The organism is Pseudomonas sp. SZ57 (genome assembly GCF_009495975.1).
Classification (GTDB): domain Bacteria; phylum Pseudomonadota; class Gammaproteobacteria; order Pseudomonadales; family Pseudomonadaceae; genus Aquipseudomonas; species Aquipseudomonas syringae.
The window spans coordinates 66,349-91,167 of the sequence record NZ_WIBD01000016.1 but is presented as its reverse complement, the minus strand read 5'-3'; the positions used below and the strand labels follow the sequence as shown (position 1 = coordinate 91,167).

Below are 24,819 nucleotides of genomic sequence, written 5' to 3'. Positions count from 1 at the left end.
CGCTCCCACGCCCTCCGGGCAGAAGCCCCATTTCCGCGCCCGGCGCAGAGAATGTCGCTAAGCCCCCGGCACCAGCCGCAAAACGCCTGGAAGCAGCCTGATCATGCGCGATACACAAGCCCGCTCTTGATTCTGCCCGCAGGGCGTGGGAGCGAGCTTGCTCGCGAACTGCCGGGGACCGGCAGCAAAACCAGCGACCTCGGTCGTGCCAGATGTACCGCACTTGACGGTTTCACTGTCGGTTCCCGACAGTTCGCGAGCAAGCTCGCTCCCACGCCCTCCGGGCAGAAGCCCCATTTCCGGGCCCGGCGCAGAGAATATCGCTACGCCCCCGGCACCAGCCGCAAAACGCCTTCCGTATGCTCCGCCACGTCCTTCTCGCTGAAGCGCTGCGGCAAGTATTCGCCGTTCACGAAGGCCTTGGTCTGATCCGAATAGTGCTTGTCGAACGGCACGCCGCTTTGTCCTACCGGGTTTATCCCCAGGCTGTGTGCCGGGTCGGCGAAGTCGATCAGGCGGCGGGTCGAGGGGCCGTAGCCGACTGGCCACGGGGCGGGGCGGATGCTCGACGACAGGTTGTTCGGCACTTCATGCGTGCCCGGCGCTGCATACGGGCCGACGTTGAAAATCATGTCCAGCGGCTTTTGCGAACCCAGCGGATGGCCTTGAGTCAGGGTATGCGCCTTGCCCCACACCCATTCGTCCGGGTTGGTGCCGTACAGCGATCGCAAGTGCGAAACACTGGCGCGCCAGGCCACCTTGACGGTGTTGGCGCGGCTTTCCTCGTGGGGTGAATTGCGATTGTTCCACCACGGCGAATCGGCATCGGCGGCCAGGCGCGGCAGGGCGGCGTCCAGCACGCGGGTCGACAGCAGGGTTTCAAACATCGCGTCGCCCAATTCGTCGTGAAAGGTCTCTTCGGTCAGGTCGAACAGGAACTGATTGAACAGCGTGGCACCCACCGAATCCACGGGGTAATCGCCTTTCCAGCTGGCCAGTCGCTCCACGAGTGCCCTTTCGTCCGGGTCGCTGACAGCACTGCGCAGTACCGGAATCAATGGCCTGAGAATGCTTGGTGCATAGTCGGTCTGCGTGCCCAGTTGCAGTGCCTTGCTGGCGGCCAGGTCCCACTTGATGCTGGAGTCACTCAGTTGCCGGTTCAGCGCCTGGCCGCGTTCGGCCGGGTTGTAATAACCGGGAATCTGCATGCCGGTCGGCGACTGCGGCTGGAAGTTGGCTGACACGATGTAACCACGCGCCGGGTTTTCTTCGTGCGGGTTGGCGCTGAACGGGTAAAAGCCGAGCTTATCGGCCTGCGCCGTGCTGCCATCCAGAATGAAACCCGGGTTGACGCCCTGCGGACGGATCGGCAGTTGCGCCGCGGCCCACCAACCAATATCGCCCTTGGCGTTAGCCCAGACGATGTTGAGGCCCGGCGACTGAATCTTCTCGGCCGCGCTACGCATCTTGTCCAGTGTATCGGCGCGGTTGGCCTCGTAGAAGCCGTCCAGCACCGGGTTGGCGGACGCCAGAAACGACCACCACATCGCGATTGGCGCCTGGCCGGCGTTCTTGCCCATCACATTGTTGACGATCGGTCCGTGCGGCGATTCGAGCAGCGTCAGTGTGACCGGGGCCTGGCCCTTGACGGCGATCTGCTGCTCGGTGCGTTTCATGTCCGTCCATTGCCCGTGGTACCAGACCTGATTCGGGTTATCCGGGTTGGTCTTCTCGGCAATAAGGTCCACGTCATCGTTCTGGAACATGGTCAGGCTCCAGCCGAAATCCATGTTGTGGCCCAGCAACGCGAACGGGTTGAGTGCAGGAAAGTGCCCGTACAGCTCGAAGCCCGGCGCAGACAGCTGCGCTTCGTACCATATCGAAGGTACCGAGAAGCGAATGTGCGGGTCACCCGCCAGGATCGGCTTGCCGCTTTGCGTACGGCTGCCGGAAATTACCCAGGCGTTGCTGCCTTCGAATTGCGGCAGACCAGCGTCTTCAAGTGCCTTGTGACTCAACTGCGCCAGCTGATTCAGGCCCTTCCAGTCGGCGTCGGCCAGTGCCGGTTTCGAGTCGAGCATGCCGTCCGGGTGCCAGTCCAGATCGAAGACTTTCAAGTACTCCGGCCCAAGCTGATCGCGCACGTAGGTCAGCAGCGGCTCGGTTCTGAACGCCGCGGCAAAACTGTAAGCCAGATAGCCGGCGATGCTGACCGTGTCCTCTGTGGTGAAGCGTCGTCTGGGGATGCCCAGTGCGTCGAACTCCATCGGCCTTGCGTGGGTGTCCTGATACTGGTTGATGCCATCGATGTAGGCTTCCAGCGCTTTCCAGGTCGGGTTGTTCTTGTCCTGGCGTGCGACATACGCGTCCGCGTGTTCGCGAATGCGCAGGGTGCGAAACAGTTTGTCGGTCTCGACCAGATTCGGCCCGAGTACCTCGGCCAGCTCGCCGCGTGCCAGGCGACGCAGCATTTCCATCTGGAACAGCCGGTCCTGAGCATGGGCATAGCCCAGCGCACGGTAAAGGTCGGCTTCGTTCTCGGCGCCGATGTGCGGCACGCCACGCTCGTCGTAGCGCAGGGTGACGGGGGCCTGAAGACGGCTCATGGCGATCTCGCCGTCGCGTACCGGCAACTTGCTATTTACGTACCAGCCCGCGCCACCTGCAAGCAGGGCGATGATGATGGCTAGAATGAAGAGGCTGCGTTTCATCCGGTTTCTCTGTAAATGGCGTAGGCAGGAATGGAGACTATCGTTGTGACGCAGTTGACTCGATGAAACCCGACACAAGAGCCTGTTTGAAGCGGCTTCAGGGCGAATTCGGGCGGGTGAGCCCGCGAGCATGGCCCAGTGTGCAGACAGTAATGTGCACGTTCAATGACAGATGTCTGCGATTACAGCGGCTTAGCTTGCCATGCCGTGGCAGACAGAAGAATATCGTTACACAACTTTACGAGCCATTTGTTGAAATCTGGAAACCACATGTCCGCCACGTTCGACCCCGATAACCTGCGTGCCAGCCTGCTGCCGCTGAGCGTTATTGATCCGCTTTCCATGGAAGGACTGGCCTATCAGCGCTTCTACGGTCTTGCCGGACTGTGTGGCGAGAACGTCATACGCAGCTGGCTGGGGCGCCTCGATGTGGCGGGCTACGAGGTGGTCGGGCAGGTCTGGCTGCCTGACAGCCCGGTCGCCACGCTGTTTCTGTTTCACGGCTTCTATGACCACATGGGACTGTACCGGCATGTGATCGAGTGGGCTCTGGAGCAGGGCTTTGCCGTGATCGCCTGCGACCTGCCGGGGCATGGGCTGTCGAGCGGCAGTCGTGCCTGTATCAATGACTTCGCCGAATACCAACTGGTGTTGCAACGCCTGCTGCTCGAAGCTGAAGGCCTTGGGCTGCCGCACCCCTGGCACCTGTGCGGACAGAGCATGGGTGGTGCCATCGTGACGGATCACCTGCTTCATCAGGGGGCAGACTCGCCGGCGCAGGGGGAGGTGATCCTGCTGGCGCCGCTGGTCCGGCCGCGCGCTTGGGGCTGGTCGCGTCTGAGTTATCACCTGCTCAGACCGTTTGTGAACGGCATTGCCCGCCGTTTCACCGAAAACTCCAATGCGCCCGCGTTCCTGCCTTTTCTGATGGCCGATCCGTTACAGCCGCTGCGACTGCCCACGGCCTGGGTCGGCGCGCTGGCGCAATGGATCGTGCGTGTTGAAAGCGCGCCGCGCAGCCTGCGCAGCCCGCTGATCATCCAGGGCGAGGCGGACATGACGGTCGACTGGTCGCACAATCTGGCGATCCTGAAAGACAAGTTCAGCCAGCCGCAGATTCTGATGCTCGGGCATGCCCGGCATCATCTGGCCAACGAAACGCCAGAGCTGCGGGCTCGGTATTTTGATTTTCTGAAAGGGCGCTTGCGCTAGGCGTTCTGGTGACGATCAGGGATTGAGGCTCGACGCACTCTGTCCGACCGCCAGACCGGCACGAATCGCGGCAAGAGCGGCCTGGTAATAGGCTTTGCCTTCCGGCGACTCGGCGAAGGTCGAGAATTCTTCGAGCTCAGGGTCCGACAGGTCGCGATAGACGTACAGCAGCGTGTTGTTCAGATCAGCACTCATCTGCGCCATCAGACGCTCGCGCTGGCCTTCGAGCATGCCCTGCGCCTGGCCTCCACCGAACAGGCCGGGAATCATCTGGCTCAGGCTGTCTGCAGCAACGCCTGCGATGGCAAGGCTGACTTCCGCGCCGGCTTCTCTGGCAGGCAACGCCTGGGCCAGATGGCCGATCAACAACTGACGCGTTGCATCCGCTTCGATATGCGGCAGCCCCTGGGCATGTTTGGCCAGCTGATCGGCGCGGGTGGCGGTCAGCTCGGCATTGACGATCTTGCGGCCCAGCGGCGACTGGAAAAACTGCAGCGACGGGGCAGGGTCCTTGAGGCTTTCACGCAGGCGCTTCGACGCGCGCTGGTCCATGGCCTGGGGGGCGAAACGCTGATTGCTGTTGTTGACCAGCGCTTGATAAACCGCAGGCGGCAGGTTGTTGCTGTAACGCTGTTGGGCAGCCTTGAGGGCATCGTTGAAATGCGCCCGCTGTTCCGGCCAGCCTGCAGACTTGTACAACTGATCGTAGCTGTCTGCCCAGGCAGGTGAGGTGCAGAACATCAACAGCAAAACAAACAAACGACGCATTGGGGACTCCTGTCGGCAGGCCGCTATTCTCCCGGTGTTAGCGTGGATTTGTCGAGTTATGAGTGCCCTCGGTGAATGAAATCTCATGCGTTTGATACCGCATGTATAAGCCTCTGTCCGATTTCAGGGCTTATGGATACTATGCACGCCATGCGCATACCCTCTGACCACCCACTGCTGTTACGAATCGTCGACGATCTGGCCGCCAACGGCTGGTCGCAGCAGAATATTTTCCTGCCCGAAGCTCTGACTCTGGAACTTGAGCAAGAGTGCCGCAAACGTGCGGCCGAAGGCGAGCTCGAGCCTGCCGCGATTGGCAAGGGAACCGCGCTGGAAATACGCGAGGGGATTCGTGGCGACCGCATTCAGTGGCTCGAGCCGGGGCAGGTGCAGTGCTGCGACCGCTATCTTGAGCTGATGGACAGTTTGCGTCAGGCGCTCAATCGTGGCCTTTTCCTCGGGCTGGAAGATTACGAAAGCCATTTCGCACTGTATCCGCCGGGTGCCCGCTACCTCAGGCATGTGGATCGATTCCGCGATGACGACAGGCGCATGGTGTCGGCGGTGCTCTACCTCAACAACGCCTGGCTGCCCGAGCACGGCGGCCAGTTGCGCATGTACCTCAAGGACGAGGTGGCTTACGACGTTCAGCCTACGGGCGGCTGCCTGGTGGTCTTTCTGTCCGGCGAAATTCCCCACGAAGTCATGCCCGCCAGTCGTGATCGCCTGTCACTGACGGGATGGTTCAGACGCCGGGGCAACGAGCTGTTCCAGTGACCTGCAGGCTGCGTTCATGAAAACAGTTTCATCAATGCGATGAGCCATTGGGCCTGACTGCGGTCTATCGTGAGCACTCCTGAACCGACGGATTCGTCGTGTGAGGGTCGACTTACGTCAACTGCAGCCGGAGCAATCATGAAATCCTTATTTTCTGGAACGATGGTCGCCGGCCTGTTGCTCAGCGCATCCATGCTGGCCAGCGCCGCCGATATACCACGCACCGCAGCCCCTGAAGGCGCCGAGGTTTACATCATCTCGCCCAAGGACGGTGAAACGGTCACCTCACCGTTCAAGGTGCAATTCGGCCTCAAGGGTATGGGCGTCGCGCCCGCGGGTGTCGATGTGCCCGAGACCGGTCACCATCACCTGCTGATCGACGTGAAGGACCAGCCGTCGATGAATACACCACTGCCGGTCAGCGACAACATCCGCCACTTCGGCAAGGGCCAGACCGAAACCGAAATCAACCTGCCGCCGGGCCAGCACACCCTGCAATTGCTGATGGGTGACAAAGGCCACATGCCGCTGAACCCTTCGGTCGAGTCGAAGAAGATCACCATCAATGTGAAGTAGGGCTGTCAGTGCTGGTGTGACGCAGAGCGTCACGAACGGCATTCCCACGCTGGAGCGTGAGGAACGATAGGTGCCAGCAAGAACATCGCTCGTGCCCACACGGGGTGGGCACGGCGCTCTGATCAGAACAACACGCGGCTGCGGATGGTGCCTTTGATCTGTTGCAGCTTGGCCTGGGCGAGGTCGGAGTATTCGGCGTCGACGTCGATGACCACGTAGCCGACTTTCTCGTTGGTCTGCAGGAACTGACCGGAGATGTTGATACCGTTTTCGGCGAAGACCTTGTTGATCTCGCTGAGCACGCCCGGGATGTTTTCGTGGATGTGCAGCAGGCGGTGCTTGCCAGGGTGCGCAGGCAGCGCCACTTCCGGGAAGTTGACCGAGGACACCGACGTACCGTTGTCGCTGTACTTGACCAGTTTTTCCGCCACTTCCAGACCGATGTTGGCCTGCGCTTCGGCTGTGGAGCCACCGATGTGCGGCGTCAGGATCACGTTGTCCAGACCGCGCAGCGGGCTTTCGAAGATGTCGTCGTTCGAGCGCGGCTCGACCGGGAACACGTCGATGGCGGCGCCGATCAGGTGCTTGTCCTTGATGGCGTCAGCCAGTGCGTCCAGCTCGACCACCGTGCCACGCGCAGCGTTGATCAGGATGCTGCCCTTTTTCATCGCGCGGATTTCTTTTTCGCCGATCATCCACTGGGTTTCCGAGGTTTCCGGAACGTGCAGGGTGACGATATCGGACATGCCCAGCAGCTCGTTCAGGCTCGACACCTGAGTGGCGTTGCCCAGCGGCAGCTTGGTCAGTGTGTCGTAGAAGTACACCTGCATGCCCAGACCTTCAGCCAGCACCGACAGCTGCGTACCGATCGAACCGTAACCGATGATGCCCAGCTTCTTGCCACGGATCTCGAAGGAGTTGGCAGCGCTCTTGATCCAGCCGCCACGGTGGCAGGAAGCGTTCTTCTCGGGGATACCGCGCAGCAGCAGGATGGCTTCGGCCAGCACCAGTTCGGCGACCGAACGGGTATTGGAGTAGGGCGCATTGAACACTGCGATACCGCGCTCGCGCGCCGCGTTCAGGTCAACCTGGTTGGTGCCGATGCAGAAGCAGCCGACCGCAACCAGTTTCTTGGCGCAATCGAACAGCTCTTCGGTCAGCTGAGTACGGGAGCGGATACCGATAAAATGGGCGTCGGCGATCTTTTCTTTCAGTTCGGCTTCCGGCAGAGACTTGGTGTGGTACTCGATGCTGGTGTAACCGGCGGCCTTGAGGACGTCGACAGCGGATTGGTGGACGCCTTCGAGAAGAAGGAACTTGATCTTGCTCTTGTCGAGGGAAGTCTTGCTCATCTGCGTAAACCTGTGTCCCGAAGAAAATTGGCAGGGGGTGGCCGGATCGGCTCTGGGCACGACTCGCGGGGGGCGTATGCTAGCATATGAGCCCCGCGAAACCTCATCCCGAACGTGAACCGTTCTCAGGATGCCCATGAATCGTTCGAGAGTTGATTCAATGACCGATCGCGTTTTGATTGATGAGCTGCAGACCCTGGTTGACCCTGGCAAGGTACTCACTGATGCCGGCTCTCTGGAGACTTACGGCAAGGACTGGACCAAGCAGTTCACCCCTGCGCCACTGGCCATCGTATTCCCCAAGACCACCGAACAGGTGCAGGCCATCGTACGCTGGGCCAATGAGCGGCTCGTCGCGCTGGTGCCCTCGGGTGGACGAACCGGGCTTTCGGCGGCTGCGGTGGCCGCCAACGGTGAAGTGGTCGTCTCGTTCGATTACATGAACAGGGTGCTGGATCTGAACCTCACCGACCGCACGGCGGTCTGTCAGCCTGGCGTGATCACCCGGCAATTGCAGGCGCTTGCGGAAGAAAACGGCCTTTATTACCCGGTCGACTTCGCTTCTTCTGGCTCCAGTCAGATTGGCGGCAATATCGGCACCAACGCAGGCGGTATCAAGGTTATTCGCTACGGCATGACGCGCAATTGGGTCGCCGGCCTCAAGGTGGTCACCGGCAAGGGCGACCTGCTTGAGCTGAATAAGGACCTGATCAAGAACGCCACCGGCTACGATTTGCGCCAGTTGTTCATCGGTGCCGAAGGTACGCTGGGCTTTGTCGTCGAAGCGACCATGCGCCTCGACCGTGCGCCGAAGAACCTCACTGCGATGGTGCTGGGCACCTCGGACTTCAACTCGATCATGCCGGTGCTGCATGCCTTTCACGGCAAGCTCGACCTGACCGCCTTCGAATTCTTCTCGGACAAATCCTTCGCCCGCGTCATGGCGCGCGGTGATGTGCCGTCGCCTTTCGACACGCCGTGCCCGTTCTACGTGTTACTGGAGTTCGAAGCGACCACCGAAGACCTCGCCGATCAGGCGCTGGCGACCTTCGAGCACTGCGTCGAGCAGGGTTGGGTGCTGGACGGCGTGATGAGCCAGAGCGAACAGCAATTACGCAACCTGTGGAAGCTGCGCGAGTACATCTCCGAAACCATCTCGCACTTCACGCCGTACAAAAACGATATCTCGGTCACTGTCTCGAAAGTGCCGGAGTTTCTGGCTGAAATCGATGCCATCGTTGCCGAGCATTACCCGGACTTCGAAGTGCTCTGGTACGGCCACATTGGCGACGGCAACCTGCACCTGAACATCCTCAAGCCCGAAAGCCTCGACAAGGACGAGTTCTTCGTCAAATGCGCCCGGGTCAACAAGTGGGTGTTCGAGACCGTCGAAAAGTACAACGGCTCGATTTCTGCCGAGCACGGCGTCGGGATGACCAAGCGTGACTATTTGACGTACAGTCGCTCGCCGGTCGAAATCGAATACATGAAGGCGTTGAAAGCGGTGTTCGATCCTAACGGGATCATGAATCCCGGCAAAATCTTCGCCGTTTGATCCGTCGCAACCATTTGATCCGTCGCAACAATAAGCAGGCTACCTCTTACAGCCTCAGGAGACGTCATGAGCTACCAGCACAAATATGTCGATGGCACCAACATTCACTTCCCGCTGGGTAAAGTGGTCTGCATCGGGCGTAACTACGCCGAACATGCCAAGGAACTGGGCAACGCGGTGCCTACCGAACCGCTGCTGTTCATGAAGCCCGGCAGCGCGGTGGTTGCGCTGGAGGGTGGCTTTACCATTCCGGCAGACCGCGGTTCGGTGCATTACGAAGCCGAGATCGTGGTGTTGATCGGCAAGCCCCTGAGCAAGAACCCTTCGCGCGAAGAAGTACTCGACGCGATCAGCGGCTTTGCGCCTGGTCTGGACCTGACGCTGCGTGACGTCCAGTCGCGTCTGCGTGAGAAAGGCCTGCCGTGGGAGCTGGCCAAGTGTTTTGACGGCGCTGCGGTGATCCCGCCGTTCGTGCCCGCCGAGACCTTCCCTGATCTGGAGGACATCGGTATCCGCCTGACCCTCAATGGCAAGGTGGTTCAGGACGGCAACAGCAACATGATGCTCAACCCGATCGTGCCGATGATCCAGCACATGGCAGCCAACTTCTCGCTGCAGGCCGGCGACCTGATCATGACCGGCACGCCTGCCGGTGTCGGGCCGTTTGAAGCCGGCGACCAGATCGCGCTGGAACTGGTCGGGCAGACGCCGTTCGAGAGCGTCGTCAGGTAACCCGACAGCATTTCAATGCTGCACCCAAAGCCACGCGGGATCACTCCCGGGTGGCTTTTGTTTGTGGAGTGACTGATAGTTCAGCCGATTTTGCGTTTTTTTCACACCTGTTCTGGATAATCCGGCCGTCCCTGCAAGGGCCCCCCGTCGTCATGAAGTCTCATTTGCTCAGGAACACATGAATGGCCAGTACTGCCGCAAAGCCGCCTCGTACTAAAAAACGCTTCGCTTATCTGCGCAACATGCGCTGGTATTCGTGGTTGTTAGTGGTTGCCTTGCTGGGCTATGGGCTGGCGTTCATCATGCATTGGGATGACCGCGCGCTGCTCTGGTTTCAGGAGCGGTTCGAGAGCAAGGCAGGTCGCCACGCCAGCATCTGGCTGCCGGACTACCATGTGGACATCGACGCCAAGGTGCTGCCAGGCATGGAGAAGGACGAGGCGTCGGACCTGTCCTATAACCCGGTGACCAAAACGCTGTTTGCGGTCATGGGCAAAAATGCGTTTCTGGTGGAGCTGACGCTCACGGGCGATGTACTGCGCAAGATCCCGCTGGTGGGCTGGAGCAATCCCGAAGGCGTTGCCGTCATGAACGATGGCCTGATTGCGATCACTGACGAGCGCCAGCACAAGCTGACCATCGTTAAAGTGAACGCCGACACCACCACCCTGAACATCGCGGATTTCCCCCAGTATGAACTCGGCAAGTCCGCCAACCAGAACAAGGGCTTCGAAGGCATCGCCTGGGACCCGCAGCGTCAGCAGCTGATACTGGGCGAGGAGCGACCTCCCGCGCTGTACACCTGGAAAAGTAATGGCAGCGACGTGCTGACAGGCGACAAGCAGCCGCTATCCAGTCGCTCGCTGGACATGCGCAATCTGTCCTCGCTGAGCATCGACCCGCGCACGGGCCACATGCTCGCGCTGTCTGCCGATTCGCACATGTTGCTGGAAGTCGACGATCAAGGCGAGCAGGTGAGCTTCATGACATTGTTGGGCGGCATGAACGGTTTGAAGGATACAATTCCGCGCGCTGAAGGCGTGGCCCTCGATGAGGCCGGTACGCTGTACATGGTCAGCGAACCGAACCTGTTCTATTCGTTTCACAGGGCGCTTCGCAAGCACTGAGCCAGGACGGCAGCTACACAGGTCGCCGATACACATTCGGCAAACATATAGCACCATGCCATTAAGCTTGCATTCAGGATGGCATGGTATCAATCCCGTCCGCTCAATCTGTCCGAGTCACCCTTCATGCGTCGCTCTACTCGCTCTTTAGTCCTGCTTCTGGCCCTTGTACCCCTGATCGTCGTGTTCGTGATCGCCAATCAGCGATACCGCTATGTTGAAAGCGCCTTGTTCGACTGGCAGGTGTTCTGGCAGTCCGACTCGCTTCAGTCCATTGGTCTGGATCAGTACCGCGTCGTCACCGAAGCACAGGTGATCGACGGGCTGCAGGATGATGTCTCGGGCCTGAGCTACGACCCGGACCGCAAGAGCCTGTTTACGGTGACCAACCAGAACCCCGAACTGGTCGAGCTGAGTCTGGACGGTCGTGTCCTGCGGCGCATTCCGCTGGTGGGCTTCGGTGATGCCGAGGCCGTCGAATACATCAGCCCAGGCACCTACGTGATCAGCGATGAGCGTCGGCTCCGGCTGATTCAGATTCACGTCGATGACAACACCAAAAGTCTGGACGCCGCCCAGGCAGAACAATTGACGCTGGGCATCACCGCCAGCGGCAACAAGGGTTATGAAGGGCTGGCCTATGATTCGGTGGGCAAGCGCCTGTTTGTCGCCCGGGAGCGTGATCCGGTGCAGATCATCGAGGTGCGCGGCTTTCCCAAGACCAACACCGAGGCTCCCGGCAATCTGCAGGTCATCTCCAACAGCAAGCGCGATGGCCGACTGTCGGTTCGTGACCTCTCCAGCCTGCAATTCGATGAGACCAGCGGCCACCTGCTGGCGTTGTCCGATGAGTCGAAGCGCATTCTTGAACTCGACACCAGCGGTCATCCGATTGGCAGCGGCTCGCTGGCAAAAGGGGCGATGGGGCTGAGCAAGGGTGTGCCGCAGGCGGAAGGGATGGCCATGGATGCGAAGGGGACGTTGTATCTGGTGAGCGAGCCGAACCTGTTTTACGTGTTCCGCAAGCCTTGAGCCTGTGAGGGTCATGCCCACCTTGCGTGGGCATGACCGGTTTTATCAGCGCGTCAGGGTTTTCACGCCTTCGGTGGTGCCCAGCAGCAACAGATCGGCCGGACGGGCGGCGAACAGGCCATTGGTGACCACGCCGACGATGGCGTTGATCTGCGCTTCCAGCTCCACCGGGTTGGTGATGCTCATGTTGTGCACATCAATGATGATATTGCCGTTGTCGGTCAGAACACCTTCGCGATAGACCGGGTCGCCGCCCAGTTTCACCAGTTGCCGCGCAACGTGGCTGCGGGCCATCGGAATGACTTCGACCGGCAGCGGGAACGCGCCCAGCACCGGTACCAGCTTGCTGCCGTCGGCGATGCAGATGAAGGTCTTGGCCACCGCCGCGACGATTTTCTCGCGAGTCAGTGCCGCGCCGCCGCCCTTGATCAGGTTCAGATGCTCGTCGCTTTCGTCGGCACCGTCGACATAGAACTCCAGATCGCTGACCGTGTTCAGCTCATAGACCGGAATGCCGTGCGCCTTGAGGCGCGCCGCAGTGGCTTGCGAACTGGCGACAGCGCCGTCAAACGCGGCCTTGTGCTTGGCCAGCGCGTCGATGAAGCAGTTGGCCGTGGAGCCGGTGCCGACGCCCACAATGCTTTTGTCATCGAGCTTCGGAAGAATGAAGTCGACAGCTGCCTGAGCGACTGCCTGTTTGAGTTGATCCTGGGTCATGCGGGCTCCACGGTGCCTGATGTAGGTAGAAGAGGGGGATGCAAAAAGGCCCGCATTATAGCGGCGACTGCGCCGCAAAGCCCTGTCATTCGTATGGTCGTCTTTCGGTGCGCAGAGTAGACTTCCCGACCTTGCCCGCTTCGTCAGTGATGCCACCCCGATGCTTGAACAGTACGTCAAGAAAATCCTCACCTCCCGCGTCTACGACGTTGCCATCGAAACGCCGCTGCAAGGCGCTCGCCAGCTGTCCGAACGGCTGGGCAATCAGGTGCTGCTCAAGCGCGAAGATCTGCAGCCGGTGTTCTCGTTCAAGATTCGTGGCGCGTACAACAAGCTCGCGCAATTGCCCGCAGAGCAGACTGCACGGGGCGTGGTGACGGCATCGGCGGGTAATCATGCCCAGGGCCTGGCGCTGGCGGCGCGTGAACTGGGGATCAAGGCGACCATCGTCATGCCGCGCACCACGCCGGAGATCAAGGTCGAGGGCGTGCGCTCGCGGGGTGCCACCGTGGTGCTGCACGGCGATTCCTTCCCGGAAGCGCTGGCTTACTCGCTGAAGCTGGTCGACGAACAGGGCTTCGTCTACATCCATCCATATGACGACCCTGACACCATCGCCGGGCAAGGTACCGTGGCGATGGAGATTCTTCGTCAGCAACCGGGCCAGCTGGATGCGATCTTTGTCCCGGTCGGGGGTGGCGGTCTGATTGCCGGCATCGCGGCGTATGTGAAATACCTGCGCCCGGAGATCAAGATCATCGGCGTAGAGCCGGACGACTCCAACTGCCTGCAGGCGGCGATGGCCGCCGGGGAACGCGTGGTGCTGAGCCAGGTCGGGCTGTTTGCCGATGGCGTGGCGGTGGCGCAGATCGGCCATCACACCTTCGAAGTATGCCGCCACTATGTCGATGAAGTGATCACCGTCAGCACCGACGAAATCTGCGCGGCGATCAAGGATATTTACGACGATACTCGCTCGATCACCGAGCCGTCCGGCGCGCTGGGCGTGGCCGGGATCAAGAAGTATGTCGAGCAGCGCGGCGTCAGCGGCCAGACGCTGGTGGCGATCGATTCAGGGGCCAACGTCAACTTCGACCGTTTGCGTCACGTGGCCGAGCGTGCAGAGTTGGGCGAAGGTCGCGAGGCGATCATTGCCGTGACCATCCCCGAGCAGCCGGGCAGCTTCAAGGCATTCTGCGAGGCTATCGGCAAGCGGCAGATCACCGAATTCAACTACCGCTACCACACCGATCGCGAGGCGCACATCTTCGTCGGCGTGCAGACCCATCCCGAGAACGACCCACGCAGCGCCCTGATCGCCAGCCTGACCGGACAGGGTTTCCCGGTGCTGGACCTGACCGACAACGAACTGGCCAAACTGCACATCCGTCACATGGTTGGCGGGCATGCCGAACGGGTCAATGATGAAGTGGTGCTGCGTTTCGAGTTCCCGGAACGACCGGGCGCACTGTTCAACTTCCTCAATCGCCTGGGCGGTCGCTGGACCATCTCGATGTTCCACTACCGCAACCACGGCGCAGCCGATGGCCGCGTGGTTGCTGGATTGGTAGTGCCGGAGGATGAGCGGCATCTGGTCGGCGCTGCGCTGGATGAGATTGGTTACCGGTATTGGGACGAAAGCGAGAACCCGGCGTACCGGTTGTTTCTGGGCTGAGGCCGTGGATATCTCTCGTTCCTCACGCTCCGCGTCACAAGAGGACGCGGAGCGTCCAGACCGGCATACCCACCGGAGCATGGGCGCGATAGCGCTTAAGGCACGACTCTTGTGTCCACACTGCTAAACTCACCCAAGCCCGATTCCAGAGGAACACCGCGTCATGGAACCCATCACCACCCTCAATACCCTGCACATCGTCGCCATCGCGTTGTTGCTGATCAGCGCGCTGGTGCTGGCCAGCGGGGTGGTCAAGGTGCGTCTTGAAGGCGACACGACTGTGCAGAATCGTCTGCTCAAGCGGCCGTTGCTGTTTTTCTGGGTGTTGATGGCCGTTTGTCTGGCGACGCTGCCGTTCAGTGGCTGGTGGCTGGTGCATTTGAAAGGCCTGTCACTGGGCCAGACCTGGGTGCTGGGCAGCAGCGTGCTTTACACCCTGGGGCTGTGCAGTTGGGTCTGGCTGGTGGCCAGGCTCAATCGGTTGCGTCTCGGTGCCAAAGGCGGCAAGCGCGGCTTTACCCTGGCGCTGATGGTGATCAGCGTCGTGTGCTTCGTGGTGATGGCCGGTCTGACAGGCTTCAAAACGGCCTGAGTATTGCCAGCACTCAGTGACGCAGGGTAATCACCGGCCAGCCGCGTCGCTCGGCTTCGGCACGTAATTTATCGTCCGGATCGACCGCAACCGGATTGGCCACCTGCTCCAGCAGAGGCAGGTCGTTCATCGAGTCACTGTAGAAATAGCTGTCCTCGAGGCTGAACGCGTTGTCTTCCAGCCACTGATTGAGGCGTGTCACCTTGCCTTCACGGAAGCAGGGCACACCTGTGGTGCGGCCAGTATAGCGGCCGTCAGCCATCTCGCATTCGGTCGCCAGCAGGGTATCGATCCCCAGTTGCGCCACGATAGGTGCGGTCACAAAGCGGTTGGTGGCGGTGATCACCACCAGCTTGTCGCCGGCCTCGCGGTGTTTGGCGATCAATTCCAGCGCCTTGGGCAGCATGATCGGTTCGATGCAATCGCGCATGAACTCGCGATGCCATTGATCGAGCTGCGCCATGTCAGTGTTGCCCAGAATCTCCAGAGTAAAATTCAGGTAGTCGGTCATGTTCAGCGTGCCGGCCAGGTAATCCTGATAGAACTCGTCGTTGCGGGTCTTGTAGGTCGCGGCATCAAGGATCCCGCGCCGGCACAGGTAATCGCCCCAGGCGTGATCGCTGTCGCCGCCCAGAAGGGTGTTGTCGAGGTCGAATAAAGCCAGGCGCATAGGGTTACTCGCTGAAATAGTTGAAAAAAGAGCCCCAGAATACGAGGTTTTCACAAGTCTTCACATAAGGTGATAAGCCTCGTTGCTGGTTTGATCGCCTTTGTGGAACAATGCGGCGACATGCGTTTGCGAGGTTGTTGCCGTGATCGACCCCGATGGTTTCCGTCCTAATGTCGGGATTATTCTGACAAACGATGCTGGTCAGGTCCTATGGGCTCGGCGTATTAACCAGGATGCCTGGCAGTTTCCTCAAGGGGGTATCAACCCGCAGGAGACGCCGGAAGACGCGCTTTATCGCGAATTGAATGAAGAAGTCGGTCTGGAACGACATGATGTGCAAATACTTGCCTGCACTCGGGGCTGGTTGCGCTATCGTCTGCCGCAAAGACTGGTCCGTACCCACAGCCAGCCGCTGTGTATCGGCCAGAAGCAAAAATGGTTTCTCCTGCGCCTGATCTCCAACGAGCAGCGGGTGCGGATGGATTTGACCGGTAAACCGGAGTTCGATGGCTGGCGCTGGGTCAGTTATTGGTATCCGTTAGGCCAGGTGGTGACATTCAAGCGCGAGGTGTATCGACGCGCACTCAAAGAGCTTGCCCCGCGCCTCTTATCGCGCGACTGACACGGAGTTCGACCCCGAGCCATGCTCAATACGCTGCGCAAGATCGTCCAGGAAGTTAACTCCGCCAAGGATCTCAAGGCGGCGTTGGGCATTATTGTGTTGCGCGTCAAGGAGGCCATGGGCAGCCAGGTCTGCTCGGTCTACCTGCTCGATGCCGAGGTCAACCGCTTTGTCCTGATGGCTTCCGAAGGCCTCAACAAGCGCTCCATCGGCAAAGTCAGCATGGCACCGAATGAAGGCCTGGTCGGTCTGGTCGGTACGCGCGAAGAACCGCTGAATCTCGAAAACGCCGCAGATCACCCTCGTTATCGCTATTTCGCCGAAACCGGTGAAGAACGCTACGCCTCGTTCCTGGGCGCGCCGATCATCCATCATCGGCGCGTGGTCGGCGTACTGGTCATCCAGCAAAAGGAGCGCCGTCAGTTCGACGAGGGCGAAGAAGCCTTCCTGGTCACCATGAGCGCGCAACTGGCGGGCGTTATCGCGCATGCCGAAGCGACCGGCTCGATCCGCGGTCTGGGTCGCCAGGGCAAAGGCATTCAGGAAGCCAAGTTCGTGGGTGTGGCCGGTTCGCCGGGTGCTGCGGTCGGTGTCGCTGTGGTCATGCTGCCGCCTGCCGATCTGGAAGTGGTCCCCGACAAGACCGTCACTGACATCGCCGCCGAACTGGCATTGTTCCAGAACGCGCTGGAAGGCGTACGCGGTGACATGCGCACCCTGTCAGCCAAGCTGGCCACCCAGTTGCGCCCCGAAGAGCGGGCGCTGTTCGATGTCTACCTGATGATGCTCGACGACGCCTCGCTGGGCAGCGAAGTGACCGACGTCATCAAGACCGGCCAATGGGCGCAGGGTGCCTTGCGCTCGGTGGTCAGCGAGCACGTCAAACGTTTCGAACTGATGGACGATGCCTACCTGCGCGAGCGGGCGTCGGACGTCAAGGACCTGGGCCGCCGCCTGCTGGCCTATCTCCAGGAAGCACGGCAACAGGCGCTGGTCTATCCCGACAACACGATTCTGGTGAGTGAAGAGCTGACCCCGGCGATGCTCGGCGAGGTGCCGGAAGGCAAACTGGTCGGCCTGGTGTCGGTTCAGGGTTCCGGCAACTCCCACGTTGCGATTCTGGCGCGGGCCATGGGCATTCCCACGGTCATGGGCCTGGTGGACTTCCCTTACTCCAAGGTCGATGGCATCGATCTGGTGGTCGACGGCTATCACGGCGAAGTCTTCACCAACCCCAGCGAAATCATGCGCAAGCAGTTTGGCAAGGTGGTGGAGGAGGAGCGTCAGCTCTCCCAAGGCCTGGATGCCCTGCGTGAACTGCCTTGCGTCACCCTCGACGGGCATCGCATGCCGCTGTGGGTCAACACCGGCCTGCTGGCCGACGTGGCGCGGGCGCAACAGCGTGGCGCCGAAGGGGTGGGCCTGTACCGCACCGAAGTGCCGTTCATGATCAACCAGCGCTTCCCGAGTGAAAAGGAGCAGCTGGCGATCTACCGCGAGCAACTGGCTGCCTTCCATCCACTGCCGGTGACCATGCGCAGCCTGGACATCGGTGGCGACAAGTCGCTGTCCTACTTCCCGATCAAGGAAGACAACCCGTTCCTCGGCTGGCGCGGTATTCGCGTCACCCTCGACCACCCGGAAATCTTCCTGGTCCAGACCCGCGCCATGCTCAAGGCCAGCGAGGGCCTGAATAACCTGCGCATTCTGTTGCCGATGATCTCCAGCACCCACGAAGTGGAAGAAGCGCTGCACCTGATCCACCGCGCCTGGGGCGAGGTGCGCGACGAAGGCACTGACGTACCGATGCCGCCGGTGGGCGTGATGATCGAAGTGCCGGCGGCGGTCTACCAGACCCGCGACTTGGCGCGTCAGGTGGACTTCCTCTCGGTCGGCTCCAACGACCTGACTCAATACCTGCTCGCGGTCGACCGCAACAACCCGCGTGTGGCCGATCTTTATGATTACCTGCACCCGGCAGTGCTTCAGGCGCTGCAAAGCGTGGTGCGTGATGCCCACGCCGAAGGCAAGCCGGTGAGCATCTGCGGCGAAATGGCGGGTGACCCGGCAGCAGCGGTGTTGTTGATGGCGATGGGCTTCGACAGCCTGTCGATGAACGCCACCAACCTGCCGAAAGTGAAATGGATGCTGCGCCAGATCAACCTCAGCAAGGCCAAGGAACTGCTTGCGCAACTGATGACCAACGACAACCCGCAGGTCATCAGCAGCTCCCTGCAACTGGCACTGAAAAACCTCGGCTTGTCGCGGATGATCAACCCTAGCTCGGTCAAAGGGCACTAAGCGCTACTAATGCTTTCGTGAGCTCACTCCCACAGGGAGTGCACATTGCCCCTGTAGGAGCGAACTTGTTCGCGAAGAGGCCGGTACAGACTCCGGGAAATGGGCCGTTTGGGCTATTGCCTTCGTGAGCAAGCTCACTCCCACAGGGAGTACACATTGCCCCCCCCGTGGGAGCGAGCTTGCTCGCGAAGGCAGACTGACTGCTTAGTAAATATTCAGCTGCTGCACCTACCTCTTCGTGAGCAAGCTTACACACACGCCTGTTTCAAGACCGGACGCAGAGCGTCCAGAACGGCGCTACCACGCGGAGCGTGGGAACGATAACCATACCCAGGCCTTACGGCTGGACACACCAGGCACATCTTTTTTCACTTCGTTCAGGCGGCTTCCATCGGTCGCCGCTAGAGCATCCTGCCGGGCTCCGGTAACATGCGCGCCTGATTCAGTCGCTCGCAAGGGCGTTCCAATTGAGGAGTCGCAATGCTGCCTTACCCGCAGATTGACCCGGTAGCCGTCGCTATCGGCCCGCTGCAAATTCACTGGTACGGGTTGATGTACCTGGTCGGTATCGGCGGCGCCTGGCTGCTCGCGTCGCGTCGCCTGAACAAGTTCGACCCGACCTGGACCAAGGAAAAACTCTCCGACCTGATTTTCTGGCTGGCCATGGGCGTGATTGTCGGTGGGCGGCTGGGCTACGTGCTGTTCTATGACCTGTCGGCCTACATCGCCAACCCGCTGCTGATCTTCGAGGTCTGGAAGGGCGGTATGGCGTTCCACGGCGGCTTTGTCGGCGTGATGATCGCGGCCTGGTGGTTTGGCAAGCGCAACGGCAAAAGCTTCTTCCAACTGATGGACTTCGTCGCCCCGCTGGTGCCGATCGGCCTGGGTGCCGGGCGTATCGGCAACTTCATCAATGCCGAGTTGTGGGGCAAGCCGACCGATGTGCCGTGGGCCATGGTCTTCCCGCCGTTTAGCGACCCTGCACAACTGGCGCGTCATCCTTCGCAGCTGTACCAGTTCGCGCTGGAAGGCGTTGCGCTGTTCATCATTCTCAATCTGTACGCCCGCAAGCCGCGTCCGACCATGGCCGTTTCCGGCATGTTCGCGCTGTTCTACGGGATCTTCCGCTTTGTGGTCGAGTTCGTCCGCGTCCCTGACGCCCAGTTGGGTTACCTGGCGTGGGGCTGGGTGACCATGGGTCAGATCCTCAGCCTGCCGATGATCATCGCCGGCCTGTTCCTGATCTGGCTGGCCTACAAGCGCGATCCGTCTGCCAGCAAGGCAGCGGCTTAACACCGAAACGCCGGGTGACGACGCCCGGCGCGTTCAACAATGCAGGTGATTTATGAAGCAATATCTGGAACTGGTCGCTCATGTGATCAAGCACGGGACCTTGCAAGCCAACCGTACCGGCGTGAACACCATCAGCTTTCCGGGTGCGATGCTGCGTTATGACTTGCAGGAAGGTTTTCCGGCGATCACCACGCGGCGCATGGCCTTCAAATCGGCCATCGGAGAGATGGTCGGCTTCCTGCGTGGCGTAAACAGCGCCGCCGAATTCCGCGAACTGGGCTGCAAGGTCTGGGATCAGAACGCCAACGAAAACGCTCAGTGGCTGAACAACCCGTTCCGCAAGGGCGAGGACGATCTGGGCGAAATCTATGGCGTGCAATGGCGCAAGTGGCCAGCCTACAAGCGTATCGATGCCGGCAATGTCGCGGCCATCGAACTGGCGCTGGGCCAGGGGTATCGTCAGATTGCCGAGTCCGAAGAAGACGGCCAGTCTTTCGTGGTCCTGTACAAGGCCATCGACCAGATTCGCCAGTGCGTCGACACCATCATCAACGACCCGGGCAGCCGGCGGATCCTGTTCCACGGCTGGAACTGCGCACAGCTCGATGAAATGGCCCTGCCGCCGTGCCACCTGCTGTACCAGCTGCACCCGAACCCGCAGACCCGCGAAATCTCGCTGACGCTGTACATCCGCTCCAACGACCTGGGCCTCGGTACGCCGTTCAACCTGACCGAAGGCGCCGCGCTGCTCAGCCTAATCGGCCGCCTGACCGGCTACACGCCGCGCTGGTTCACCTACTTCATCGGCGATGCCCACGTGTACGAAAACCACCTGGACATGCTCAACGAACAGATGACCCGCGAGCCGTACCCGATGCCGAAACTGGTGATCTCCGACCGTGTGCCGGAATTCGCCAAGACCGGTGTGTACCAGCCTGAGTGGCTGGAACTGATCGAGCCTTCGGACTTCACCCTGGAAGGCTACCAGCACCACCCGGCAATGACGGCGCCGATGGCGGTTTGAGTCCGTACGAGAGCGAATTGAGCGTTGTGCTATAGTTTTGGCGTAAGTCCCCTGACCCTGTTCAATGGAATCGACTATGTTTTTCAATCGGATTGGACATCGTAGTGATACGAAGAAGGCTGAAGACGCGGCCCTCATGCAGGCAATCAAGAGCATCGACACTCTTGTGGTAAGGGGTGGTCGCATGTCCATGGACGCCAAAGAAATCGAAGGTTTGGTTCGCTCCTCCCGCGATAAGGCTAAAAAACTGGTCACTCCGCAAGCCGAATCCTGATAAATGGCTTTTTTACTTCTGCTGCCACTACTCGTCAGCGGTTTTTTGGTGTGCCTGAAGGATCCCACCGTTTATTGCAGGCTGCATCGCTATGAAGGCCAGATGCTTTACTTGCTGGTGGGGCGGTATGGTATCTACTGTTTTTTAGCGGCCATGTTTGTAACCGCAGCCCTTGCAGGCCTGTTCTCGCATGATTGGGGTGTGTTTTGCCCAAAATGGGCCCAAACGACGGACGCGACCTCGCCAGTCTGTTTTGCCGTGAACACCGATTTCATGGGCGCTTTAGGTCAAATGGGGCAGGACTTCGACATCACTGGCAGGAATTTTAGCCAGGTGGGCGTGTTCCTTGCCCTGTCGGGTTTACTGACCTTGGCGATGCCAAGCCTCGGAGCTTTTCTTACTGTCAGGATTCTCAAGTGGCAACTGGGCGCGGGTAAAAAAGAAGAAATTGCGGTCTATCTGCTGGGTCAGTCTGTAGATCACAGCCCTATCTGCTCGACGCTTTTCGATGCATTTGTCGACAAGGAAGAAGTGATGATCACGATGGCGGATCGAAAGGTCTACGTCGGTTACATCATGGACGTCGGAGCCCCTACCGAAGTGACGGGTGTGAATCAGGAAATTTTGCTTATCCCGACCGTCAGTGGCTATCGGGACAAGGACACCCTGAAAGTGGTGTACACGACCGATTACCCAAGTGATACACCGCTCAGGCCTATTGGTTTTCGGCAGGAAAATATCGTCTCGATCAGCATCTTCAGCGAGGAGGTACGCGAAGCGTTCAAACGCGTTGATTCTGAGCGGGCGGGTGAAGAGACAGCGAAAGAGAAAGCTGCCAAGGATCAGCTCGTCAAGGCGATCACTGAGCTTGTGGCGGTGGTGCAGGCCGCGCAGCGCTGAACCAGAGGTCTCAAACCCGTCTCAATGCCCATGACTCCTCCCCACATGTGAAGGCTCGCCCTCTGGCGCTGCCACAGCCCCCGTCACTTCCAGCCTTTCCAGTATCGCGCAATGTTCTGTCGTGCCATCGCTGCAGCGGCGGCGCAGGTCGAGCAGTTGTTCCTGGAGCGCTTGCAGGCTTGCGACGCGGGCGTTGACGTGTTCGATGTGTTCGTCGATCAGGGCGTTGACGTTTTCGCACTGGTCCTGCGGGCTGTCGCGCAGGTTGAGCAGGTTGCGGATTTCTTCGAGGGTCATGTCCAGGCTGCGGCAATTGCGGATGAACGACAGGCGCTCCATGTGCGCCTGGGTATACAGCCGGTAATTGCCGTCACTGCGGGCAGGGGCGGGCAGCAGGCCTTCGCGTTCGTAATAGCGGATGGTTTCGACCTGGGTGTCGGTCAGTTTTGCCAGTTCGCCGATTTTCATTTTCGACTCATCTCGTTTGAGTGCTTGACCCTATAGTGGCTACAGGGTGTTCACTTGGCAACAAGCAGAATCCTGGAGCCACAACGAATGGGCACGACGATCAAGAATTCCCCCGCACATGACCACGATCATGACCATGATCACGGCGAGCACGCACACGAGCAAAAGCCCGTGGAGCATGCGCATTCGTGCTGCTCCAGCGATGCACAGCCTGCTGTAGTGACCTTTGGCGACGCGCCTGCAGCGGGCGGTCGTCTGAGCAGCTTTCGTATCGAAGCGATGGATTGCCCCACCGAGCAGACGCTGATCCAGAACAAGCTGGGCAAGCTGGCCGGTGTGCAGAAGCTGGAATTCAACCTGATCAACCGCATGTTGGGCGTCTGGCATGACCTGCCGTCCACCGACCCGATTCGTGAGGCTATCAGCTCGTTGGGCATGCAGGCCGAGCCGGTCGAGGAAGGTGCAGCGTCTGCCGAATCGGCGCCGGTGGTGAAGAAACACTGGTGGCCGCTGGCGTTGTCCGGCGTTGCGGCGCTGGGCGCAGAGGTGGTCCATTTTGCATCGCTCGGCCCGACCTGGGTGGTTGCCTTGTTGGCACTGGTGTCGATCTTCAGTTGCGGGCTGACGACCTACAAGAAAGGCTGGATCGCACTCAAGAACTTCAACCTGAACATCAATGCGCTGATGAGCATCGCGGTGACCGGCGCCATTCTGATCGGTCAGTGGCCGGAAGCGGCGATGGTGATGTTCCTGTTTACCATTGCCGAGTTGATCGAAGCCAAGTCGTTGGACCGTGCGCGCAATGCCATTAGTGGCCTGATGCAACTGACGCCTGAGCTTGCCACCGTCAAGCAGGCGGATGGCAGTTGGCAGGAAGTCGAAGCCAAAAACGTCGAACTGGAGGCTATCGTCCGGATCAAGCCCGGCGAGCGTGTCGGGCTTGATGGTGAAGTGGTGTCCGGGAGCTCGACGATTGACCAGGCATCGATCACCGGTGAAAGCCTGCCGGTGGAGAAGACTGTTGGCGACAAGGTTTTCGCGGGCACCATCAACCAGGCCGGTTCGCTGGAGTACCGCGTCACCGCCGCTGCGAACAACTCGACGCTGGCGCGCATCATTCATGCGGTGGAAGCGGCGCAGGGTTCGCGTGCGCCGACCCAGCGCTTTGTCGACAGCTTTTCCCGTATCTATACACCAGTGGTGTTCGTCGTTGCGTTGGCATTGGCGTTGGTCGCGCCGCTGTTCTTCGGTGGCGAATGGTATGACTGGATCTACCGGGCGCTGGTGCTGCTGGTGGTGGCCTGCCCATGTGCGCTGGTGATTTCCACGCCGGTAACCATCGTCAGCGGTCTGGCAGCGGCGGCGCGCAAGGGTATTTTGATCAAGGGTGGCGTTTATCTGGAAATGGGCGAAAAGCTCGATTATCTGGCGCTGGATAAAACCGGCACGCTGACTCACGGCAAGCCGGTGCAGACTGATTATGTGCCGTTGAACCCTGCTGTTTCCGATAGCGCGCAGGGGATTGCCGCGAGTCTAGCCGGTCGTTCGGATCACCCGGTTTCCCAAGCGATTGCCAAGGCCGCCGATGGCAGCCTGACGCTGCATGAAGTCAGTGCGTTCGAGGCGTTGGGTGGCCGCGGTGTGAAAGGCAAGATCAACGGCCAGATGTATCACTTGGGCAACCATCGTCTGGTGGAAGAACTGGGCCTGTGTTCGCCGGAGCTGGAAGCCAGGCTCGATGCGCTGGAAATGCAGGGCAAGACCGTGGTGCTGTTGCTCGATGCCTCGGGTCCGATTGCGCTGTTTGCCGTCGCCGATACGGTGAAGGAGACCAGCCGTGAAGCCATCGCCCAGTTGCACGAGTTGGGCATCAAGACAGTCATGCTGACCGGTGATAACCCGCACACGGCCAAGGCGATTGCCGATCAGGTTGGCATCGATGAAGCGCAGGGCAATCTGCTGCCTGCCGACAAGCTCAGTGCGATCGAGGCGCTTTACAGCCGCAATCACCGGGTAGGCATGGTGGGCGACGGTATCAATGATGCCCCTGCGCTGGCCCGTGCGGAGATCGGTTTCGCGATGGCCGCTGCAGGCACCGATACCGCTATCGAGACGGCAGATGTCGCCCTGATGGACGACGATCTGCGCAAGATACCAACGTTCATTGCGCTTTCACGCCGGACCTCGGCGGTGCTGAAACAGAATATCGTGTTGGCTATCGTGACCAAGGTGCTGTTCATCGGTATCACCTTCGCGGGCCTGGCGACCATGTGGATGGCGGTGTTTGCCGACATGGGCGTGAGCTTGCTGGTGGTGTTCAACGGCTTGCGCTTGCTCAAGAAGTGATCAGGCGGGAACCTTGAAGGGCGGACGCGGAGCGTCCGGAACGGCATTCCCACGCGGAGCATGGGAACGATAATCGTGGCCACCGGCTATCGCTC

General features: G+C 60.2%; 22 protein-coding genes. 16 read left to right on the top strand and 6 right to left on the bottom strand.

The features are described 5' to 3' along the window. Positions 1 to 323 precede the first annotated feature (323 nt). A complete protein-coding gene (locus GE543_RS15810) occupies positions 324 to 2,711 on the bottom strand; it encodes a penicillin acylase family protein (protein WP_153221835.1) in 2,388 nt (795 codons plus the stop codon). Positions 2,712 to 2,981: 270 nt separating this feature from the next. Here GE543_RS15810 and GE543_RS15805 point away from each other — a divergent pair, with 270 nt between their 5' ends. Then, positions 2,982 to 3,923 (top strand): alpha/beta hydrolase, encoded by a 942-nt coding sequence (locus GE543_RS15805; RefSeq protein ID WP_003420194.1) that lies wholly within the window; start codon positions 2,982 to 2,984, stop codon positions 3,921 to 3,923. A gap of 15 nt (positions 3,924 to 3,938) precedes the next feature. On the opposite strand, the gene GE543_RS15800 is transcribed toward GE543_RS15805, so the two are convergent. Further along, positions 3,939 to 4,691 carry a DUF2059 domain-containing protein gene (locus tag GE543_RS15800; protein ID WP_044312444.1) on the bottom strand — a complete coding sequence of 251 codons (753 nt, stop codon included), beginning with the start codon at positions 4,689 to 4,691 and terminating at the stop codon, positions 3,939 to 3,941. 141 nt (positions 4,692 to 4,832) lie between these two features. Here GE543_RS15800 and GE543_RS15795 point away from each other — a divergent pair, with 141 nt between their 5' ends. Further along, positions 4,833 to 5,468: a 2OG-Fe(II) oxygenase gene (locus GE543_RS15795; protein ID WP_003316482.1), complete on the top strand. Its 636-nt coding sequence runs from the start codon at positions 4,833 to 4,835 to the stop codon at positions 5,466 to 5,468. 138 nt (positions 5,469 to 5,606) lie between these two features. Next, a complete protein-coding gene (locus GE543_RS15790; RefSeq protein ID WP_153221834.1) occupies positions 5,607 to 6,044 on the top strand; it encodes a DUF4399 domain-containing protein in 438 nt (145 codons plus the stop codon). Between the two features lie 122 nt (positions 6,045 to 6,166). On the opposite strand, the gene serA is transcribed toward GE543_RS15790, so the two are convergent. Continuing rightward, a complete protein-coding gene (gene serA, locus GE543_RS15780; RefSeq protein WP_002555754.1) occupies positions 6,167 to 7,396 on the bottom strand; it encodes a phosphoglycerate dehydrogenase in 1,230 nt (409 codons plus the stop codon). A 160-nt stretch (positions 7,397 to 7,556) separates the two neighbouring features. Between serA and GE543_RS15775 the strand changes: the two genes are divergently transcribed. From GE543_RS15775 to GE543_RS15760, 4 genes are all read left to right on the top strand, one after another. Continuing rightward, positions 7,557 to 8,951, top strand: a complete 1,395-nt coding sequence (locus tag GE543_RS15775; protein ID WP_003420187.1) for an FAD-binding oxidoreductase — start codon at positions 7,557 to 7,559, stop codon at positions 8,949 to 8,951. Between the two features lie 66 nt (positions 8,952 to 9,017). Next, the gene (locus tag GE543_RS15770; RefSeq protein ID WP_002555752.1) at positions 9,018 to 9,683 is read left to right on the top strand and encodes a fumarylacetoacetate hydrolase family protein; all 666 of its coding nucleotides are present in this window, start codon (positions 9,018 to 9,020) and stop codon (positions 9,681 to 9,683) included. A 182-nt stretch (positions 9,684 to 9,865) separates the two neighbouring features. Beyond that, complete coding sequence (locus tag GE543_RS15765; RefSeq protein WP_153221833.1) at positions 9,866 to 10,810, top strand: SdiA-regulated domain-containing protein; 945 nt, start codon at positions 9,866 to 9,868, stop codon at positions 10,808 to 10,810. 126 nt (positions 10,811 to 10,936) lie between these two features. Beyond that, entirely contained in the window at positions 10,937 to 11,842 is a 906-nt protein-coding gene (locus GE543_RS15760; RefSeq protein ID WP_065088156.1) for an SdiA-regulated domain-containing protein, read from the top strand. Between the two features lie 45 nt (positions 11,843 to 11,887). Here GE543_RS15760 and rpiA read toward each other — a convergent pair whose 3' ends face one another. Next, positions 11,888 to 12,559: a ribose-5-phosphate isomerase RpiA gene (gene rpiA / locus GE543_RS15755; RefSeq protein WP_003343875.1), complete on the bottom strand. Its 672-nt coding sequence runs from the start codon at positions 12,557 to 12,559 to the stop codon at positions 11,888 to 11,890. Between the two features lie 160 nt (positions 12,560 to 12,719). Here rpiA and ilvA point away from each other — a divergent pair, with 160 nt between their 5' ends. Beyond that, on the top strand, positions 12,720 to 14,234 hold the full coding sequence (gene ilvA, locus GE543_RS15750) for a threonine ammonia-lyase, biosynthetic (protein WP_004415491.1): 1,515 nt from the start codon (positions 12,720 to 12,722) through the stop codon (positions 14,232 to 14,234). 163 nt (positions 14,235 to 14,397) lie between these two features. Continuing rightward, positions 14,398 to 14,826: a DUF2269 family protein gene (locus GE543_RS15745; RefSeq protein ID WP_153221832.1), complete on the top strand. Its 429-nt coding sequence runs from the start codon at positions 14,398 to 14,400 to the stop codon at positions 14,824 to 14,826. Positions 14,827 to 14,839: 13 nt separating this feature from the next. Here GE543_RS15745 and GE543_RS15740 read toward each other — a convergent pair whose 3' ends face one another. Then, the gene (locus GE543_RS15740) at positions 14,840 to 15,496 is read right to left on the bottom strand and encodes an HAD family phosphatase (RefSeq protein WP_046270151.1); all 657 of its coding nucleotides are present in this window, start codon (positions 15,494 to 15,496) and stop codon (positions 14,840 to 14,842) included. Positions 15,497 to 15,638: 142 nt separating this feature from the next. Here GE543_RS15740 and GE543_RS15735 point away from each other — a divergent pair, with 142 nt between their 5' ends. The 6 genes from GE543_RS15735 (at position 15,639) to GE543_RS27145 (ending at position 21,910) form a co-directional block, all read left to right on the top strand. Then, positions 15,639 to 16,118, top strand: a complete 480-nt coding sequence (locus GE543_RS15735; RefSeq protein WP_002555745.1) for an RNA pyrophosphohydrolase — start codon at positions 15,639 to 15,641, stop codon at positions 16,116 to 16,118. Positions 16,119 to 16,139: 21 nt separating this feature from the next. Next, on the top strand, positions 16,140 to 18,419 hold the full coding sequence (ptsP, locus tag GE543_RS15730; protein ID WP_003420161.1) for a phosphoenolpyruvate--protein phosphotransferase: 2,280 nt from the start codon (positions 16,140 to 16,142) through the stop codon (positions 18,417 to 18,419). A gap of 480 nt (positions 18,420 to 18,899) precedes the next feature. Beyond that, positions 18,900 to 19,712 (top strand): prolipoprotein diacylglyceryl transferase, encoded by an 813-nt coding sequence (gene lgt, locus GE543_RS15725; RefSeq protein ID WP_010434503.1) that lies wholly within the window; start codon positions 18,900 to 18,902, stop codon positions 19,710 to 19,712. A 52-nt stretch (positions 19,713 to 19,764) separates the two neighbouring features. Further along, a complete protein-coding gene (locus GE543_RS15720; protein ID WP_153221830.1) occupies positions 19,765 to 20,736 on the top strand; it encodes a thymidylate synthase in 972 nt (323 codons plus the stop codon). 76 nt (positions 20,737 to 20,812) lie between these two features. Next, positions 20,813 to 21,010: a hypothetical protein gene (locus GE543_RS15715; protein ID WP_003343866.1), complete on the top strand. Its 198-nt coding sequence runs from the start codon at positions 20,813 to 20,815 to the stop codon at positions 21,008 to 21,010. Between the two features lie 3 nt (positions 21,011 to 21,013). After that, complete coding sequence (locus tag GE543_RS27145; RefSeq protein WP_003420160.1) at positions 21,014 to 21,910, top strand: hypothetical protein; 897 nt, start codon at positions 21,014 to 21,016, stop codon at positions 21,908 to 21,910. A 21-nt stretch (positions 21,911 to 21,931) separates the two neighbouring features. On the opposite strand, the gene cadR is transcribed toward GE543_RS27145, so the two are convergent. After that, positions 21,932 to 22,378, bottom strand: coding sequence for a Cd(II)/Pb(II)-responsive transcriptional regulator (gene cadR / locus GE543_RS15705; RefSeq protein WP_010434512.1), 447 nt, complete (start codon positions 22,376 to 22,378; stop codon positions 21,932 to 21,934). An 87-nt stretch (positions 22,379 to 22,465) separates the two neighbouring features. On the opposite strand from cadR, the gene GE543_RS15700 reads away from it, so the two are divergent. Next, positions 22,466 to 24,724 (top strand): heavy metal translocating P-type ATPase, encoded by a 2,259-nt coding sequence (locus tag GE543_RS15700; RefSeq protein ID WP_153221829.1) that lies wholly within the window; start codon positions 22,466 to 22,468, stop codon positions 24,722 to 24,724. The last annotated feature ends 95 nt before the right edge of the window (positions 24,725 to 24,819 follow it).

Bases quoted from the DNA above. Each gene is read 5' to 3' on its own strand.
- GE543_RS15760 (WP_065088156.1), top strand. From the start codon at position 10,937: ATGCGTCGCTCTACTCGCTCTTTAGTCCTGCTTCTGGCCCTTGTACCC.
- GE543_RS15790 (WP_153221834.1), top strand. From the start codon at position 5,607: ATGAAATCCTTATTTTCTGGAACGATGGTCGCCGGCCTGTTGCTCAGC.
- GE543_RS15800 (WP_044312444.1), bottom strand. From the start codon at position 4,691: ATGCGTCGTTTGTTTGTTTTGCTGTTGATGTTCTGCACCTCACCTGCC.
- GE543_RS15795 (WP_003316482.1), top strand. From the start codon at position 4,833: ATGCACGCCATGCGCATACCCTCTGACCACCCACTGCTGTTACGAATC.
- lgt (WP_010434503.1), top strand. From the start codon at position 18,900: ATGCTGCCTTACCCGCAGATTGACCCGGTAGCCGTCGCTATCGGCCCG.
- GE543_RS15765 (WP_153221833.1), top strand. From the start codon at position 9,866: ATGGCCAGTACTGCCGCAAAGCCGCCTCGTACTAAAAAACGCTTCGCT.
- ptsP (WP_003420161.1), top strand. From the start codon at position 16,140: ATGCTCAATACGCTGCGCAAGATCGTCCAGGAAGTTAACTCCGCCAAG.
- rpiA (WP_003343875.1), bottom strand. From the start codon at position 12,559: ATGACCCAGGATCAACTCAAACAGGCAGTCGCTCAGGCAGCTGTCGAC.
- GE543_RS15740 (WP_046270151.1), bottom strand. From the start codon at position 15,496: ATGCGCCTGGCTTTATTCGACCTCGACAACACCCTTCTGGGCGGCGAC.
- GE543_RS27145 (WP_003420160.1), top strand. From the start codon at position 21,014: ATGGCTTTTTTACTTCTGCTGCCACTACTCGTCAGCGGTTTTTTGGTG.
- GE543_RS15770 (WP_002555752.1), top strand. From the start codon at position 9,018: ATGAGCTACCAGCACAAATATGTCGATGGCACCAACATTCACTTCCCG.
- GE543_RS15720 (WP_153221830.1), top strand. From the start codon at position 19,765: ATGAAGCAATATCTGGAACTGGTCGCTCATGTGATCAAGCACGGGACC.
- serA (WP_002555754.1), bottom strand. From the start codon at position 7,396: ATGAGCAAGACTTCCCTCGACAAGAGCAAGATCAAGTTCCTTCTTCTC.
- ilvA (WP_004415491.1), top strand. From the start codon at position 12,720: ATGCTTGAACAGTACGTCAAGAAAATCCTCACCTCCCGCGTCTACGAC.
- GE543_RS15810 (WP_153221835.1), bottom strand. From the start codon at position 2,711: ATGAAACGCAGCCTCTTCATTCTAGCCATCATCATCGCCCTGCTTGCA.
- GE543_RS15715 (WP_003343866.1), top strand. From the start codon at position 20,813: ATGTTTTTCAATCGGATTGGACATCGTAGTGATACGAAGAAGGCTGAA.
- GE543_RS15805 (WP_003420194.1), top strand. From the start codon at position 2,982: ATGTCCGCCACGTTCGACCCCGATAACCTGCGTGCCAGCCTGCTGCCG.
- GE543_RS15745 (WP_153221832.1), top strand. From the start codon at position 14,398: ATGGAACCCATCACCACCCTCAATACCCTGCACATCGTCGCCATCGCG.
- GE543_RS15700 (WP_153221829.1), top strand. From the start codon at position 22,466: ATGGGCACGACGATCAAGAATTCCCCCGCACATGACCACGATCATGAC.
- GE543_RS15775 (WP_003420187.1), top strand. From the start codon at position 7,557: ATGACCGATCGCGTTTTGATTGATGAGCTGCAGACCCTGGTTGACCCT.
- cadR (WP_010434512.1), bottom strand. From the start codon at position 22,378: ATGAAAATCGGCGAACTGGCAAAACTGACCGACACCCAGGTCGAAACC.